This is a genomic window from Actinoalloteichus hymeniacidonis, from assembly GCF_014203365.1.
Taxonomy (GTDB): domain Bacteria; phylum Actinomycetota; class Actinomycetes; order Mycobacteriales; family Pseudonocardiaceae; genus Actinoalloteichus_A; species Actinoalloteichus_A hymeniacidonis.
Genome location: NZ_JACHIS010000001.1, coordinates 5891472 through 5907141, shown reverse-complemented (window position 1 = coordinate 5907141; position 15670 = coordinate 5891472). Strand labels below are relative to the sequence as shown.

Genomic DNA, 15670 nt, shown 5'->3' with positions numbered 1-15670 from the left:
GGGTCTGAGAAGGCGATCCCGCTGCGGCTCACGCCACCAGGTAGCGGCCCTCCTCGAATTCCTCGCCCGCGCAGGTCGCCCCGAGGTCGTATCCGATGTCCGCGATCACATCGGCCAACTCCAGCCGGGCCAGCCATGGCTTGGGCAACACCGCGGTGCCGTGCAGCGCGCCGAGGATGTTCCCGGTGAGCGCCGCCGTCGAATCGCTGTCGCCCGAGTGGTTGGCCGCCAGCCGCAGGGCGTCCGGGAACTGGGCGGACTTGCGATGGGTCAACGCCGAGTACACGGCGATGGCCAGCGTCTCCGGTGCGATCCAACCCGCGCCGAGTTCCGCGATGGAGTCGGCGGAGGGCCCTCCCGTGTGCGGTGGCTTCCCGAAGGCCCGGGCCTCCCTGGCAGCCCTGGCGTCCTCGTTGTCGCGTTCGGCGGCCTTGACCGCCGCCGCCAGCAGGCTCGCGGTGGTCGGGTCGTCGCGCAGCACGCGGCCGGTCACCTGATCGACCGCATCGCTGAGCGTGCGACGGCGCACCGCCAGCAGGTGCACCAACAGCGCGAGCGACCCGGCGGGCGCCCAGCCCTCGGGGTGTCCATGGGTCAGGGCGGCGAACTGGCAGCCCATCCGATAGGCCAGTTCGCCGGTCGGCGCGAACCCGGCGGGCGCGGTGCGCACCACCCCGCCGCAGCCGTTCGCCGTCTCGTACTGGATATCGTCGGTCGGCGGCTGCTCGTGGGCCAACGCCCGCAGCGTGGCCAGTCCCGGCGAGCGGTTGGCGTAGAGCCTGCGCTCGGCCAGCAGGCCATAGGGGTTGTCGCCGGGCCCCCTGCCCTGCTGTGTCGACAGCCAGCGCCGGTACGCCTTCCACACCTCCTGCGCCGGATTCCAGGTCTGCAGGTGCTTACCTCGGACCCACGCGCTGATATAGCCCTCGGCGGTGAACAGGGTGAGCTGGGTGTCGTCGGTGATGAGGCCGGGTTTGGGCAGTTCGACGATCCCATCCGGGCCGTAGGCCTGGCGGATCTCGGCGAGGCGGGAGAACTCCACCGGGGCTCCCAGCGAGTCGCCCATGGCACCGGCCAACAGACAGCCCGCCGCACGGTCCACCACGGTGGGCTGTGCTGCTGCTGTCACGTTCTCCTCCATGCGCTGCCAATGCCCACCGCCGCGATGTACGCGGGACACGACAGTAGCCTCTACCCAACGGGTGAATCGCGGTTCGTCGGAATGGTCGAGATCCGACCGGTGCGGACGTCGGTCATGCTCGCGGGCGGCGCCGACGCGGCTCGACGACCAAGATTGCGATTGCACCTTTCCCCACCAGGATCAGGCGAGCACGATCTAGGTTGGCGAGGTTCGACGAACGACGTCGACACGAACAGGTCGAGGAGGCAGGCCGTCCATGGACCCTGGGACGCCGCCTGTCGGCGCGAACCGCCTCGAATTCCGCCTGTTAGGGGCGTTCGAGGTGCTCAGTTGCGGACGGCCGATCGTGCTCGGCAGTCGGGCGATGCGCAGGCTGATGGCGTTGTTGACGCTCAATGCCAATCAGGTCGTGTCCGTCGACCGGATCATCAAGGTGCTCTGGGACGGCGAACCACCCGCAACTGTACGCACGATCTTGCAGGGATATGTGTCACGCCTACGTAAACTGATCGTCGGTGCGGCCGGGGACGTCGGCGATGTTGCGATCATCACCCGCTCGCCCGGCTATCTGCTGCGGATCGACCCCGGCCGGATCGATCTGCACCGGGCGCGGGAGCTGGCCAAGAAGGCCGCGCTGCTGACCGGCCGTTCCCGCGCGGTGGCGTTGCGAGCGGCGCTGGAGTTGTGGCGGGGTCACACCCTGGCCGACATGGACGATCTGCCCGCCCTGCGAGCCATCGCGATGTCGATCGAGGAACTCCGGCTCAGCCTGGTCGAGGACCGGATCGCCGCCGAACTGGCCGAGGGGCCGAGAACCGGCCTGGTCACCGAGTTGGACGAATTGGTCGCGGCGCACCCGCTGCGCGAACGCCTCACCGACCAACTCATGATGGCGCTGCATCACACCGGGCGGCGCGCCGATGCACTGCGGCGCTACCACGCACTGCGCGAGCGGTTGGCCGAGGAACTCGGCGTCGATCCGTCCCCGCAGCTGCAGCTGACGTATCAACGGATTCTGCAGGACGAGGCCACCGTGGTGGCCCCGGAGACAGCCGAGCCCGCGTCGACCGATTCGAACGAGCCCGCCGTCGTGCAGCCCGTGGCAGGGCACACCCAGGTGGTGCCCGCGCAACTCCCGCCCCGGATCGGGGGCTTCGTGGGCAGGGACGAGGAGTTCATCGTCCTGGACTCGCTGCGGCCGAGCAGGCGCGACGAGGGCGGATCCACGATCGCCGTGGTCAGCGGCGAGGCCGGCCTCGGTAAGAGCGCTCTGGCCGTGAACTGGGCGCATCGGGTGAGCAACGGCCCCGACAGCGAATACCCGGATGGGCAACTCTTCGCCTCGCTGCGCGCCGTCGACCCCTGTGACCCACCGGTGTCGCCTGCGGACGTGTTGAGACAGTTCTTGATCGGCCTCGGCCTGACCTCCGAACAGATTCCCACCGGGTTGACCGAACGGACGGCGCTGTACCGCTCGATCACGGCGAAACGGCGGATGCTCGTGCTGCTCGACGACGCCGTCGACCACCTGCAGGTGTCGCCACTGCTGCCCGCCTCGCCGTCTTGCACGGTGGTGATCACCAGCAGACGGATGCTCGACGGCCTGCTGATCACCAATGGCGCCCGGCTGATCCGACTCGGTCCGCTGTCCGCCGCCCAGGCGGGTGAGCTGATCAAACGCCTCGCCGTCGGGGTCGAGCCGACCGCGAGCGACCTGGACCGGCTGACCGAGCTGTGCGGCAATCTGCCGCTGGCCCTGCGGATCGCCGCTGCCCGGATGACGGGCGACCCGGAACTCTCCATCGGCGATCTGATCGACGAACTGGCCGACGAGCGCCGTCGGCTCGGAGCACTGCGGGCGGGCGACCCGCAGATCAGCGTCCGAGGGGCGCTCGAACTCACCTATCGACGGCTCCGATCCGACGCCGCCCGGTTGTTCCGCCTCATCGGCGTCCATCCCGGTGTGGAGCTGAGCCGCTCCGTGTTGGCGGCGATGTCGGGCAGCGCCTTCGCCCAGGTCGCCGAGCAACTGCACGTCCTGGAATCGGTGCATCTGATCTCGTCGCGTGAGCATGGTCGATTCGGCAGTCACGACCTCGTCCGGCTCTACGCCAGGGAACTCGCCACCGACGAACTCGACGACGCGGAGCGGCTCGCCGCCGAGACGGCGATGGTGGACTTCTACTTGGCCGTCGCCGAACGGGGGCGGGACCTGATCCGTTCCACCCCGGGCAGTCCGGGGCCGTACGCACCCGGCTTCGAACTGCCGGAGACGACGAGTCTGGACCAGGCCGTCGGCTGGTTCGATCGGGAGTGGAACAACCTGATGCACGCGGCCCGGACCGCCGTCCGCAGGCAGCGGCACGAGGCAGCCTGGCGCATCGCGTGGGGCGCCGCGCCGTACGTGCTGTTCCGACACCTGCTGGACGAGTCGACCGAGTTGTTCGATCAGGGGCTCGCCTCGGCGCGAACCTCGGGCGACCGGTTCGGCGAATGTCTGATGCTGCGCTGCCGCGTCAACGTCGCCCTCTACCGCTCGGCCAAGTCGGAGGAGGCGCTGGAGCACGCGGTCGAAGCCCTGGCGATCGCCGAGGAACTGGGCAAGCTGGAAATCCTCGCACCTGCGGTGAGCAGTGTCTTCACCTCGCAGGCCAACCTCGGTCGCTACGAGGACGCCCGGCAGGGCGGCGAGCGGGCGCTGAGTCTCTATCAACAGCTCGGCGACCTGCCAGGCCAGGCCATGGCGTTGAACAACCTCGCGATGATCGATCAGTTCTGCGGACGCGTGGAGCGTGCCTACGAACGCTGCCTCGAGGTGCTGGCGCTGTACCGGCGGTTCCACGATCCCGGTCACGAGGCGGTGGTCCTGAACAACCTGAGCGAACTCGCCGCCGAGCTGGGGGATTGGTCGGCGGCGGAGAACTTCGCCCGGCAGGCCCGGTCGGTGGCGGTGTCCTGCGGTGCCTCGGTTCAGGAGGCGAAGGCCCTGGTCCACCTCGGCGACGTGTATCACCACCTGGGCGATCAGTTCTCGGCGAAGTTCCGCTGGGAACAGGCGTTGATCCTGCTGCAGGGCAGTAGCTCGCCGGTCCGTGCCGAGATCGACGAGCGCTTGGCCAGATTGACGACCGACAGCACGCTGCCCGTGTTGGACGGCGAGGCCGCAGCGGCCGCGATTCCAAGCCCGCAGACCGAGCAGGCATCGAAGGCATCCCGCGACCCGGTGTGAGCAGACCGGGCTGTCGAGGCTTGCGGTCTTCGGGCAGGCTGGGGTCGTGACGGAACACCCGGGCGGGCGGAGCAGGTCCGCGCAGACTGTCGAGCCGGACCCCGACGCCGACTCGCTACCGAGGCTGCTGGGCGGCCGTCGCGGTGCGGTCGACGCCTCGGTGCCCCCGTTGATCTTCGTCCTCGGCTGGTGGCTGGGCGGGGAATCGGTGCTGGTCGGGGCCGCCGCCGCCCTACTGGCGGGCCTGGTGATCGCGGTGCTCCGGATTCGGGGTGGCAAGCGACCGGTGGCCGCCCTCTTGGGGATGCTCGGGGTCGCGGTGGCGGGGTTGGTCGCCATCTACACCGGGCGGGCCGTCGACTACTTCCTGGTGCAGCTCTTCTCCAACATGGGCAGCATCCTGGTGTGGGCGATGAGCATCCTGGTGCGCCGCCCGCTGCTGGGCGTGATCGTCGGCGCAGTGTTGGGGCAGAAGATGCGCTGGCGCCGCGACCCTGGACTGCTGCGGGCCTACGGTCGGGCCAGCTGGGTGTGGGTCGGGCAGTACTCGATCCGGGTGGCCGTCTTCCTGCCCCTGTGGCTGGCCGAGCTGACGCCCGCGCTGCTGGTGGCCAGGACCGTGCTCAGCCTGCCGTTGGTGACGCTGTGTCTCGCGGTGAGCTGGGCGGTGCTGCGGCGGTCGTTGCCGACGGGGCACCCCGGCCTGCGCCATCCGCAGACGACGAGTCCGGATCGGCCTGTCGAGGCCGATGCCGCGCAGTGGACTCCGGCCGTGCGGGGCGATCAGACGCCGGGACAGCCTACGGCGTCGAGGGCCGCGCCGACGTCAGGCGACGGTGGATGAGCCGGGCCTCGCTCGAGTCGTCGATCGAGTCGACGATGGCCAACCAGGCGGCCCCGGAGGCGGGATCGAACGCGTCGACCGACAGGGTGTCGTTCGCGGCGAGCTCGGCCAACTCGACGCGAAGCCGGTCCTCGATGGGGCTACCCGAGGTCAGCAGACTGCCCGCGAGGATCACCGGCGTCTTCTCCTCGGCGGTGCGCAGTCCGCGTACCAGGTCCGCCAGCTCGGCGGCCCCTCGGCGCACGATCGACACGGCGGCCGGGTCACCCGCATGATGGGCCGCGCTGACCAGCGGGGCGTACTCGGCTAGCCGGACCGGCTGCGCCGAACCGACCACGCTGATCAACCGGCGGCGGGCTGCCGCGTCGACCACGACCGCCGCACCTTCGGCCCTCGGACAGGGCACCTCGGCCGCATCGAGCACCCGACGGGCCAGCACGCCGCAGTGATCCCGTCCTTCGACGGCGCGCAGGGTGTGCCGCACCGCCTCCCGGCCAAGCCAGAACGCCGATCCCTCGTCACCCAACAGCCAGCCGTGCCCGCCCGCAGTCCTGTCGAGCGTGTTGTCCTCGATTCGGGCCGCGATCGCCCCGGTGCCCGCCACCAGTACCACCCCCGAGCCGATCGGGGTACCGGCGGCGAAGGCGGCCTCGACATCGCTGAGCGCCCGCATCGGTGCGTCGGGGCACACCGAGCGCCACGCCTGTTGGAAGGCGGCCGCCACGATGGGATCGCTGAGCCGGGAGACCCCGGCGATACCGAGCACACCGCCGCGCACTCGGTGCGGATCGACCTCGCCGAGCAGCTCACGCAGGACCCCGACCAGCCTGGCGGTCGCGATCTCCACCGGATGCGAGTTCGGGTTGGCGCCCTCGCCGCGGGCGCGGGCCGTGGTGCTGCCGTCGGGCCCGGCCAGCACGGCCGTGATCGAGGTGCCGCCGATGTCGACGCCGACGACCAGGTCTCTCGATGCGGCCATGCCCCTGCCCTTCACCGCGCCGGTCCGGCCTGCTGCTTCTCGCTCAGCCTGCCGCGCGCAGCGCCTGCTCGATGTGCGTCAGATGAGTCCGCGCGTGATGGCGGGCGAGCTCGGCCTTCCCGGCCGCGAGCGCATCCACGATCAGGCGATGTTCGTCGAGCGTCTCCTCTGTCTTACCGTCCTCGGCCAGCCGACGCCAGAGGTTCGCATCGATCGTCGGACTGTGCAGCGCGGCCAGCAGACTGCCCAGGTAGGCGTTGCCCGCCGTCCGGGCGATCTCATGGTGGAAGTCCAGCTCATGCCGCACCAGATCGGCGACCGGGGCGTCGGCGCGGATCGAGGAGATGAGGTTGCGCAGCCGATGCAGTACCGCAGGGCGCATCCGTCCCGCGGTCATCGCGGTCGCCTCCGGTTCGAGGATGCGGCGCACCGCGAACACCTCCAGAGCGGAATCGTGGTCGCGGTACATCTCCAACGCGAAGGCCAGCGAGTCCAGCAGTTCCTCGGCGCGCAGGCTGGAGACGTAGGTGCCGCTGCCCTGCCGGACGTCGAGGATGTGCACCATGGCCAGGGCCCGTACCGCCTCGCGCAGAGAATTGCGCGACAGCCCCAGCCCGTCGGCCAGCTCGGCCTCGGGTGGCAGCCGCGAGCCGGGGACCAGCTCGCCACGTTGGATCATCGCGCGGAGTCGGGCTATCGCATCATCGGTGACGGCCACGATCGACCTTTCACACAGTGGCGGCCACGGGGTGGAACTACGGCACCTCGGTCCGCCGAACCGGGCAAGGTAACCGCCAGGATAAACCGATCCAGACCGGCGAACGGGTTAACGCCGTAGCCTGATCAGCTGATGTGTGCTTAGTCCGTTCGGCGTAGTCTGGCGGTGCCCGTCTCACCCAGCCCCCTCGGTGAGGCGGGTTCTTCCTGTCGGCCGCTCACCCGATGGTCTGGCGTACTACTTGGGGTCGACCTCGGTCGTCCCGTAGTCACTGGCGATCAGCAGGACGACGCCCGGACCGAGGTCGGCGATGCCGTCGAAGCGTGGCTCCACCCGGATTCCGAAGGCGCTGCCGATCTCGCCCGCAGCCTGCTCCTCCGGGGTGCCCGGTCGGTAGTAGGCCGTGGTGGTGGTGATGACGCCCGCGGAGTAGTTCGCCACCTCGGCGACCTCCCAGCCCGCCGCCTCGAAGTCGTCGGCCGCATCGGCCGCCAAGCCTCGAACGGTGCTGTTGTTGAAGATGCGCAGCGGAGTCTCGGTGGATGCCGAGTCGCTGCCCGCGCCGTCGGAACCGTCCGAGCCGCCGGAGCCTGCGTCACCGTTCTCGGAGTCGGACTGCTCCTCGGAGTCGCCCCCGTCCTCGGTGCCCGCCGAACCCTCCGACTCCTCGGCGTCCGAACCGCCCTGGTCGGACTCGCCGTTGTCGGCTCCGCCCGCCGAATCTTCGCTCGGGGGTGGCGCCGTGCTGCTGGAACCACCGGCGTTCTGCTCGGCCATGGAGTTCCCACCGCTGGTCAGGCTCATCACCCCGAAGACCAGTGCGATCGCGGCCAGGCCGAACATGCCGAAGGCGACCCCCCGTAGTGGTCGTGCCGAGCCGGAGGGCTCCACGCTGCTCATCCCTGGCCTCCTGCGTGCTGCTGCACAGTGTTCGACTGAATCAGTGAAGGTCGCCGCGTCGCCGGATCGCTCGGGATCGCGCTCGGCCGCCACGCTGTCGGAGAAGTCTCTTAACCAGCATCGGGTCGGCTTCTAACGCTTCCTTGCGGTCCAGCAGTCCGTTCAAAATCTGGAAGTAGCGGGTCGCCGACATGTCGAACAACTCGCGGATCTTCTGTTCCTTGGTACCTGCCTGCTTCCACCACTGGCGTTCGAACGCCAGGATCGCCCGCTCCCGTGTGGTCAACTCGGCGTTGTGCCGAGGTGCCGGCGGCAATGCGTCTACGGCCTCCATCGGACTCCTCGCCTCGTGTCGGACTACCGGTACTTCGAGCTGCCCCGCCAGGTGGGGCATCGTCGCAGGCGGCCACTGTCTGCTGTGGTCGGACGCGGGCATGGCCACATCCGGTGTCGGCACCGCGTTTCGGTTGCGGCACCGTCGTCGGGCGAGTGATCACCCCGCGACCGGACGCCATCACTGTCGTCCGGACACGTCTCATTACATCATGTACCGCCCACCGGATCGGGAAGATCGAGCGCTGTCGATGTGGGCCTGTCGCGGGCGTTTCGGCAGGGCGGCGGGCGATCGGGTCGAGACCGGGTTCTAGGCTTTGGACATGGCGATTCATCCGATTCGGATCGCGGGCGACCCGGTCCTGCACCAGCCGACGCGTCCGGTGGAGGTCTTCGACGACGAGCTGCGCACCTTGGTCGAGGACATGTTCGAGACCATGGCCGCAGCCGAGGGCGTCGGACTGGCCGCCAACCAGATCGGTGACGATCGCAGGCTCTTCGTCTACCACTGCCACGATGACGAGGGCACCTGGTTCCGTGGCGTCATGGTGAATCCGGTTCTGGAGACCTCCGAGAAGCCGGAGTCGATGCCCGACCCCGAGGACGATCTCGAAGGCTGCCTCTCGGTGCCCGGCGAGGTCTTCCCCACCGGCCGAGCGGCGTGGGCGAAGGTCACCGGCCAGGACGCCGACGGCGCGCCGGTCTCGGTCGAGGGCAGTGGTTTCTTCGCCCGCTGCCTGCAACACGAGACCGACCACCTCGACGGGTATCTCTACCTCGACCGGTTGATCGGCCGGAACAAGCGTGAGGGCAAGCGGATGCTCAAGGCCAACGGCTGGGGTGTGCCCGGATTGGCCTGGGATCCGGCTCGGCAGCAGGCCGAATCGGTGGTCGACGCCGGCTGATCGACCCGGCCGGTTCGCCTCGCTCCCGACGCGGCGGCGGGAGCGTTCACCGAGCTGCGGGCTTTACGGCCCGCCGTCGGTGTGACTAGCCTCGAGAGCGGAATTCACAACTTCACATCGCGGGAGCTCGCGCCGAAAGCGGGCTGAGAGGGCGGCTGGACTTCGATGGTCCGGTGTCGCCGACCGCACGAACCTGTCTGGGTAATGCCAGCGTAGGGAGGATGCCATGTCGGCGTCATCAGCTGCAGCAGCAGATTCTCCGCAACAGGATCGGCCGACATCGGGCTCGTCGGGCGATGCCATCACGAACTCCGCCGTCACCACCGGGCCCATCAGCGGATCACGCAAGGTCTATCTCGACACCCCCGCCGGACTACAGGTGCCCCGGCGGCGGGTGTCACTCACCGACGGAACCCACTTCGACGTCTACGACACCTCGGGGCCCTATACCCACGAGAACCCGGATATCGACCTGGAACGCGGGCTGCCCGCACTGCGGGCGGACTGGATCGCCGAACGCGCCGCCGCAGCCCCACCCGGCTCGGCCACCACCCAGTTCGGACTGGCCAAGGCCGGGATCATCACCAAGGAGATGGAGTTCATCGCGGCGCGCGAAGGCGTGCAGGCCGAACTGGTTCGGGCGGAGGTGGCACGCGGTCGAGCGGTGATCCCGGTCAACCGCAGGCATCCGGAGTCCGAGCCGATGATCATCGGCAAGCAGTTTCTCGTGAAGATCAACGCGAACATCGGCAACTCGGCGGTGTCCTCGTCCATCGCCGACGAGGTGGACAAGATGGTGTGGGCCACCCGGTGGGGCGCCGACACCGTGATGGATTTGTCCACCGGCAAACGTATCCACGAGACCCGGGAATGGATCCTGCGTAACTCCCCGGTGCCCATCGGAACGGTGCCGATCTATCAGGCATTGGAGAAGGTGGGCGGCGATCCGACCGCGCTGAGCTGGGAGGTCTATCGCGACACGGTGATCGAGCAGGCCGAGCAGGGCGTCGACTACATGACCGTCCATGCCGGAGTGCTGCTGCGCTACGTGCCGCTCACCGCGCGTCGCGTGACCGGGATCGTCTCCCGGGGCGGCTCGATCATGGCTGCCTGGTGTCTGGCGCACCATCGCGAGAGTTTCCTCTACACCCACTTCGACGAACTCTGCGAGATCCTCCGGGACTACGACATCACCTTCTCCCTCGGCGACGGACTGCGGCCGGGCTCGATCGCCGACGCCAACGACGAGGCCCAGTTCGCCGAGCTGCGCACCCTGGGCGAGCTGACCGCGCGGGCCAGGGAATTCGACGTACAGGTGATGATCGAGGGCCCCGGCCACGTTCCGATGCACAAGATCGTCGAGAACGTGCGTCTGGAAGAGGAGCTGTGCGGCGAGGCGCCGTTCTACACCCTCGGCCCGTTGGCCACCGACATCGCACCGGCCTACGACCACATCACCTCGGCGATCGGGGCGGCGATGATCGCGCAGGCGGGCACCGCGATGCTCTGCTACGTCACGCCGAAGGAGCACCTTGGCCTACCGGATCGCGACGACGTCAAGACCGGGGTGATCACCTACAAGATCGCCGCGCACTCGGCCGACCTGGCCAAGGGGCATCCACATGCCCAACAACGCGACGACGCCCTGTCCAAGGCGCGCTTCGAGTTCCGCTGGATCGACCAGTTCAACCTGTCGCTCGATCCGGATACGGCCCGGTCCTTCCACGACGAGACGCTGCCGGCCGAGCCTGCCAAGACGGCGCACTTCTGCTCGATGTGCGGCCCGAAGTTCTGTTCGATGAAGATCACTCAGGATGTCCGCAAGTACGCGGAGGAACACGGCTTGACCTCGCCGGAGGCCATCGAGGCAGGCATGCAGTCCAAGGCCGCGGAGTTCACCGAGCGGGGCGGTCGGGTCTACCTGCCGGTGGTCGGGTCATGACCACCGACGAGTCCGCGTTCACCGGCCTACCCGTTCCCGGCGCCACCCCGCCGACCGCCTTGACCATCGCAGGCTCGGACTCCGGCGGTGGGGCGGGCATCCAGGCCGACCTGAAGACCTTCCTGGCCTGTGGCGTCCATGGCATGACGGCGCTGACCGCGGTCACGGTGCAGAACTCGCGCGGGGTGGCCGATTTCCTGGCATTACCCCCGGAGTTGGTCGCGGCGCAGATTCGGTCGGTGGCCGCCGATATCGGTGTCGGTGCCGCCAAGACCGGCATGCTCGCCTCCGCCGAGATCATCGAGGCGGTGATCGACGCCTGCGCGGCGAGCTCGATCGGTCGGGACGGCCGGACGCCCCTGGTGGTGGATCCGGTGGCGGCCTCGATGCACGGCGATTCGCTGTTGGCCCGCGACGCCCTGGCGGCGTTGCGGGATCAGCTGTTGCCCATCGCCACGCTGGTCACGCCGAATCTGGACGAGGTCCGGCTGCTCACCGGCCTCGATGTCACCTCCCGTTCCGAGCTGCGCAAGGCGGCCGAGGCGGTGCACGAACTCGGTCCGTCCTGGGTATTGATCAAGGCGGGTCATCTCACCGAGGATCCGGAGTGCGTCGACCTGCTCTTCGACGGCAGCCGGTTCATCGAGTTACCCGGCCCCAGAATGCGGATTCCGCACACCCACGGCGGTGGCGACACCCTGGCCGCGTCGATCACCTCGGCGCTGGCCCGACAGGCCCAGCCGATCGATGCGGTGCGGTTCGGTAAGCGCTACATCATGCGAGCGGTTGCCGATGCCTATCCGCTTGGCGCGGGGGTCGGTCCCGTGTCGGCCTTCTGGCGGGTTTCGGAGCAGCCGATCTGATCGGGTTCCAGCCGTCCGTGCGGCCGTCGCTCGATGCGGCGGCCGCGCGGGTTCGGGTTCAGCTCGCTCGGTTGCCCGTAGGCCCGGCCTCGGCGGTCGCGCGGGGGTAGGCGATCTGCCAGGCGGCTTCGATCATCTGGAAGATCTCGTCCAACGCGGCGATCGGGTCGGGGGCCTTGCGGGCCAGCGAATGCGCGTCCACCACGAAACGCGCGATGGTCCGACACGCTGTCGTGGTCGGCGCCGGATCGAGGTCGGCGGCGATGGCCGCAGCGAGGGCGTCGGCATGACGTAGCCGCATCGACTCCTCGTATTGCCGCAGGGTGGGCGTGCTGTCGACCATGCGCCAGAACGGAGCGGCCTCGCCCGACGTGCAATGCCGTACCAGCGCCTCGATTTCCTGTCGCAGAGCGTGGATGAGCGGTTCGTGTGGCGCGCGGCCCGTGACCGCCTGCGTGAGACGTTGCTCGAAGTCCTGATCCTGCTCGAACACCAGCGCCTCTTTCGAGGCGAAGTGGGAGAAGAGCGTGGTGACGGCGACGTCGGCCTCCGCAGCCACGTCCCGGATGCCGACCGCGTCGTAGCCGCGTTCGCGGAAGAGTCGCCGCGCGGTATCGGCGATCTTTTGACGGGTCGCGGCCTTCTTGCGTTCGCGGCGTCCGGGAGACACGGTCACTCGATGACACTATCAGATGCGAAATCATAACCGTTCTAAAACGCTAACCGTTAGTGCTACGCTCGATGGCATGAGGAGAGTGAGCTTCACCGAGTTCGGCGGCCCCGAGGTCCTACAGCTCGTGGATGTCGAGGAACCCCATGCGGGTCCGGGCCAGGTACGGATCGCTGTGCGGGCGGCGGGCGTGAATCCCCATGACTGGCGAGTGCGCGAGGGGCAGTTCCAGCAGGTCCGGCCCATCGAATTACCCGCAGGCATCGGACTCGACGCCGCCGGAGTGGTCGACGAGATCGGCGACGGTGTCGACGGAATCGAGATCGGCGACCCCGTGTTCGGCGAGGGCGACAACACCTACGCGGAGTACGCCCTGCTCTCGGCGTGGGCCAGGATGCCCGCAGGCCTGACGTTCGAGGAAGCGGCCGGTTATCCGTCCGTGGTGGAGACCGCGCTGCGGATCATCCGCGAAGTCGGGGTGCAGTCCGGGCAGACACTGCTGGTCATCGGTGCATCCGGCGGGGTCGGATCGGCGGTGCTGCAGATCGCCCGCGATCGCGGGATCACGGTGATCGGTACGGCAAGCGCCGCCAATCAGGACTACCTGCGTGCCCTCGGCGCCACCGCGACGACCTACGGCGAGGGCTGGGTCGGGCGAGTGCGCGAGCTCGGCCGGGTCGATGCGGCCCTCGACCTCGCAGGCGCCGGAGTGATCGGCGAACTCGTCGCGCTCACCGGTGATCCGCAACGGGTGGTCTCGATCGCCGACCTCGGGGCATCGGAGTTCGGCGTTCGGTTCTCCGGCGTCGGTGGCAGCGTTACGGATGCTCTCGTCGAGGCCACCCGGCTCATCGAACAGGGAAGGCTGCATATCCCGGTCGAGAGGTCCTACCGACTCGACGAGGCCGCCGCCGCGCAGCGCGACAGCTTCGCCGGGCACACCCGAGGCCGCCGAGTGATCGTCATCTAGCTTCGCAGTGCTGGAGCCCGGCCGCGCCGAGGGCACGTGGCCGACCCGAGGCGGACCGGCATTGGATGCAAAGAGTTGGTTCGCTGGGAGTCACCCCGCGCGCTGCCACCACATTCACCGATGATTCGGGGATCATCGAACCCGTGGCTGGGCGGGTCTCAATGGACGGATGGATGCCGGTATCGCCGTCGCAAGCAGGCGCGATACCGATGCGGCAGATCGTGGGCACCGGAGTCGTCGTCGTGCTGGCGGCGATCTTCGCGCTGCTGCTCGGGCTCGGTGGTGCCGCGATCGCGGGCGGCCTCGTCGCGGTCCTAGGGCTGGTGTCGGCCAGCGGCGGACCGCTGCGCGCCGACCTGCGCACCCTGTCGTGGGCCGGACCGGCCATCGTGCTCATCATGGCCGTCGGCCCGCTGCTCGACGGCCCGACGGCGGTGCTGGCGGTCTTCCTCGTGGTGTTCGGCTCCGGAATGCTCGCGACGCTGGGCAGGCACTACGCGGTCATCGGGCAGACCTTGGCCGCCGCCACCCTGGTCGCGCTGACCGGCGGTGTCAGTGCTCAGGACGGACCGATGGTGCTGATCGGCACCGGTCTGGTGGGGCTGGTGCTCGCCGTCGCGCTGCGGATCTCCAACGGACGCGACGATCCGTCCGGGCCGACCAGGGCGATCGTGGCCGCCGCACTGACCGATCACGAGCCCGGATCGCTCGACTACGCCACCCGGGTCTGGCGATCCGACGGATCGCCGGAATGGCTCGGCACGATCCTGGTCGGCACCGCCGAGTACCGGGCGGCCCGCGCGATGCTGGCGGTGCAGGCCGCGCAGGCCGAAGGGGTCGAATCCGAGCGGCTGACCGCCATTCTGAGCGACGCGGAATCGGTGGCGGCGGAGCTGGCCGATGCCGTGCGGGCCAGGGCGTGTACCGGGCTACCGGCGATGGCCAAGATGGACCCGGCGGGGCGGGCGAGCCGGGTGTACGGCGATGTCGAACTGCCGGAATCGGTGGACACGATTCGCGTCGGGCTGGACCGCATCCGCGGCGCCGTCGTGGAGCGGGTGGCCACGCGGGCACCACGGCGTCCGAACCGGGCGGCGGTGCACCGGGCACTCGGCGTCCTGCTGGCCCACCTGTCGTTCCGGTCCTCGCTGTTCCGGCATGCGCTGCGTTGCTCGTTGGCCGTGACCGCCGGGATGGTCGCCGTCCTGTGGCTGCCCGACGGATCGGCCGCCCCGTTGCTGTTGGTGTTGTACGCGGTACTGCAACCGATGCTGCGCGACACGATGGAGGAGGCGCTGCAACGCACCGGGCTGGTGGTGTTCGTCGTCGCGGTGATCGCGGTGGTCGCCGCGCTGCTGCCCTGGCCGGGGGTGCTGTTGCCCTTCGTGCTCGGCGCGATGATCCTGCTCGCGCCCAGGATGCGAGGCAGCCTGCCGTTGCTGCTGTGCTGCCTGCTCGGCCTGATCGTGGTGGCGCGGGTCATCCAGGAGGACCGGGCGGTGTCCGCCCTGGCCCTCAACATCACCGCGATCAGCGCGATCGGTGCGACCATCGCGTTGCTCGTCGGATTCCTGAGCTACCTGGTGCCCGGCAGTGTGGCCCCGGATGTGCTCGGCACCCTGCACAAGGCGGTGTACGCGGTGCGGGACCTGGCGGCGGGGGCGCATGGCGCGCTGGAGACCCGGGAGGGCAGACGGGCGTTGCGCTCGGCGAACATCCTGGCCCTGCGCCGAAGCCAGGACCTGTTGGCGTTGCCCGCACGGCTGGAGGAAGCAGGCCCGGAGGCGCAGCAGGTGGTTCGGCGCGCCGCATCGGCGGTGTTCGCCCTGCGGGCCGCCCTCGCCCAGATCGCCTTCCGCCCCGACGAGGAACGAGGTAGGGCGCTCATCGCCGCGGTGACGGCGCAACGGGCCTTGGACTACGAGAGTAGACAGCCGACCAGGGTCGATCTCTCCAGCCTGGCCGGGCCGACGCTGCTGGTGGCCCCGGTCCTGGAGGCCACCCTGGTCGCCCGTTCTGCCATCGAGGAGGTTCGAGCCGTCGACTGGACCGAGCCCAGCGCCTTCGGCGCCGTCGACGGAGTGACGCTGTCGTCGGTCTCGGATCGCCAGGAGACCGTGGACGCCGACTCGGTTCCCGACAGCGCCGCGCCGGTCGGCGAGGACTGAGCGCCCAG

Annotated in this window: 13 protein-coding genes and 1 riboswitch; of the genes, 7 read left to right on the top strand and 6 right to left on the bottom strand. The window is 69.3% G+C overall.

The features are described 5' to 3' along the window. Window positions 1-28: 28 nt before the first annotated feature. Window positions 29-1129, bottom strand: coding sequence for an ADP-ribosylglycohydrolase family protein (locus BKA25_RS25205; RefSeq protein ID WP_236750457.1), 1101 nt, complete (start codon window positions 1127-1129; stop codon window positions 29-31). 268 nt (window positions 1130-1397) lie between these two features. Between BKA25_RS25205 and BKA25_RS25200 the strand changes: the two genes are divergently transcribed. After that, window positions 1398-4370 carry an AfsR/SARP family transcriptional regulator gene (locus BKA25_RS25200; RefSeq protein WP_069846137.1) on the top strand — a complete coding sequence of 991 codons (2973 nt, stop codon included), beginning with the start codon at window positions 1398-1400 and terminating at the stop codon, window positions 4368-4370. A 46-nt stretch (window positions 4371-4416) separates the two neighbouring features. Then, window positions 4417-5214 carry a DUF3159 domain-containing protein gene (locus BKA25_RS25195; RefSeq protein WP_069846139.1) on the top strand — a complete coding sequence of 266 codons (798 nt, stop codon included), beginning with the start codon at window positions 4417-4419 and terminating at the stop codon, window positions 5212-5214. Here the strand turns inward: BKA25_RS25195 and BKA25_RS25190 are convergent. The 4 genes from BKA25_RS25190 to BKA25_RS25175 all read right to left on the bottom strand — a co-directional run bounded on the left by BKA25_RS25190 (window position 5171) and on the right by BKA25_RS25175 (window position 8145). Further along, the gene (locus tag BKA25_RS25190; protein ID WP_069846141.1) at window positions 5171-6193 is read right to left on the bottom strand and encodes an N-acetylglucosamine kinase; all 1023 of its coding nucleotides are present in this window, start codon (window positions 6191-6193) and stop codon (window positions 5171-5173) included. The genes BKA25_RS25195 and BKA25_RS25190 overlap by 44 nt on opposite strands. 43 nt (window positions 6194-6236) lie before the next feature. Continuing rightward, window positions 6237-6911: a FadR/GntR family transcriptional regulator gene (locus tag BKA25_RS25185; RefSeq protein ID WP_069846143.1), complete on the bottom strand. Its 675-nt coding sequence runs from the start codon at window positions 6909-6911 to the stop codon at window positions 6237-6239. A gap of 237 nt (window positions 6912-7148) precedes the next feature. Beyond that, complete coding sequence (locus BKA25_RS25180) at window positions 7149-7811, bottom strand: LytR C-terminal domain-containing protein (protein ID WP_069846145.1); 663 nt, start codon at window positions 7809-7811, stop codon at window positions 7149-7151. Window positions 7812-7851: 40 nt separating this feature from the next. Beyond that, window positions 7852-8145 (bottom strand): DUF3263 domain-containing protein, encoded by a 294-nt coding sequence (locus BKA25_RS25175; protein WP_069846147.1) that lies wholly within the window; start codon window positions 8143-8145, stop codon window positions 7852-7854. A gap of 322 nt (window positions 8146-8467) precedes the next feature. Here BKA25_RS25175 and BKA25_RS25170 point away from each other — a divergent pair, with 322 nt between their 5' ends. The 3 genes from BKA25_RS25170 to thiD all read left to right on the top strand — a co-directional run bounded on the left by BKA25_RS25170 (window position 8468) and on the right by thiD (window position 11854). Beyond that, entirely contained in the window at window positions 8468-9049 is a 582-nt protein-coding gene (locus BKA25_RS25170) for a peptide deformylase (protein WP_069846148.1), read from the top strand. 109 nt (window positions 9050-9158) lie between these two features. Beyond that, a riboswitch (TPP riboswitch) is annotated at window positions 9159-9286 on the top strand. Continuing rightward, window positions 9276-10991, top strand: coding sequence for a phosphomethylpyrimidine synthase ThiC (gene thiC / locus BKA25_RS25165; protein WP_084642423.1), 1716 nt, complete (start codon window positions 9276-9278; stop codon window positions 10989-10991). Its footprint overlaps the riboswitch before it by 11 nt. Then, the gene (thiD, locus tag BKA25_RS25160; protein WP_069846150.1) at window positions 10988-11854 is read left to right on the top strand and encodes a bifunctional hydroxymethylpyrimidine kinase/phosphomethylpyrimidine kinase; all 867 of its coding nucleotides are present in this window, start codon (window positions 10988-10990) and stop codon (window positions 11852-11854) included. Before thiC ends, thiD begins: the two co-directional genes overlap by 4 nt. A gap of 58 nt (window positions 11855-11912) precedes the next feature. On the opposite strand, the gene BKA25_RS25155 is transcribed toward thiD, so the two are convergent. Next, window positions 11913-12530 carry a TetR/AcrR family transcriptional regulator gene (locus BKA25_RS25155; protein ID WP_069846151.1) on the bottom strand — a complete coding sequence of 206 codons (618 nt, stop codon included), beginning with the start codon at window positions 12528-12530 and terminating at the stop codon, window positions 11913-11915. A gap of 70 nt (window positions 12531-12600) precedes the next feature. On the opposite strand from BKA25_RS25155, the gene BKA25_RS25150 reads away from it, so the two are divergent. Together BKA25_RS25150 and BKA25_RS25145 are read left to right on the top strand one after the other, a co-directional pair. Continuing rightward, on the top strand, window positions 12601-13494 hold the full coding sequence (locus tag BKA25_RS25150) for an NADP-dependent oxidoreductase (RefSeq protein WP_069846153.1): 894 nt from the start codon (window positions 12601-12603) through the stop codon (window positions 13492-13494). Between the two features lie 209 nt (window positions 13495-13703). Next, the gene (locus BKA25_RS25145) at window positions 13704-15662 is read left to right on the top strand and encodes an FUSC family protein (RefSeq protein WP_157420902.1); all 1959 of its coding nucleotides are present in this window, start codon (window positions 13704-13706) and stop codon (window positions 15660-15662) included. Window positions 15663-15670 lie beyond the last annotated feature (8 nt).

Bases quoted from the DNA above. Each gene is read 5' to 3' on its own strand.
- BKA25_RS25200 (WP_069846137.1), top strand. From the start codon at position 1,398: ATGGACCCTGGGACGCCGCCTGTCGGCGCGAACCGCCTCGAATTCCGC.
- BKA25_RS25190 (WP_069846141.1), bottom strand. From the start codon at position 6,193: ATGGCCGCATCGAGAGACCTGGTCGTCGGCGTCGACATCGGCGGCACC.
- BKA25_RS25180 (WP_069846145.1), bottom strand. From the start codon at position 7,811: ATGAGCAGCGTGGAGCCCTCCGGCTCGGCACGACCACTACGGGGGGTC.
- BKA25_RS25175 (WP_069846147.1), bottom strand. From the start codon at position 8,145: ATGGAGGCCGTAGACGCATTGCCGCCGGCACCTCGGCACAACGCCGAG.
- BKA25_RS25170 (WP_069846148.1), top strand. From the start codon at position 8,468: ATGGCGATTCATCCGATTCGGATCGCGGGCGACCCGGTCCTGCACCAG.
- thiC (WP_084642423.1), top strand. From the start codon at position 9,276: ATGTCGGCGTCATCAGCTGCAGCAGCAGATTCTCCGCAACAGGATCGG.
- thiD (WP_069846150.1), top strand. From the start codon at position 10,988: ATGACCACCGACGAGTCCGCGTTCACCGGCCTACCCGTTCCCGGCGCC.
- BKA25_RS25150 (WP_069846153.1), top strand. From the start codon at position 12,601: ATGAGGAGAGTGAGCTTCACCGAGTTCGGCGGCCCCGAGGTCCTACAG.
- BKA25_RS25145 (WP_157420902.1), top strand. From the start codon at position 13,704: ATGCGGCAGATCGTGGGCACCGGAGTCGTCGTCGTGCTGGCGGCGATC.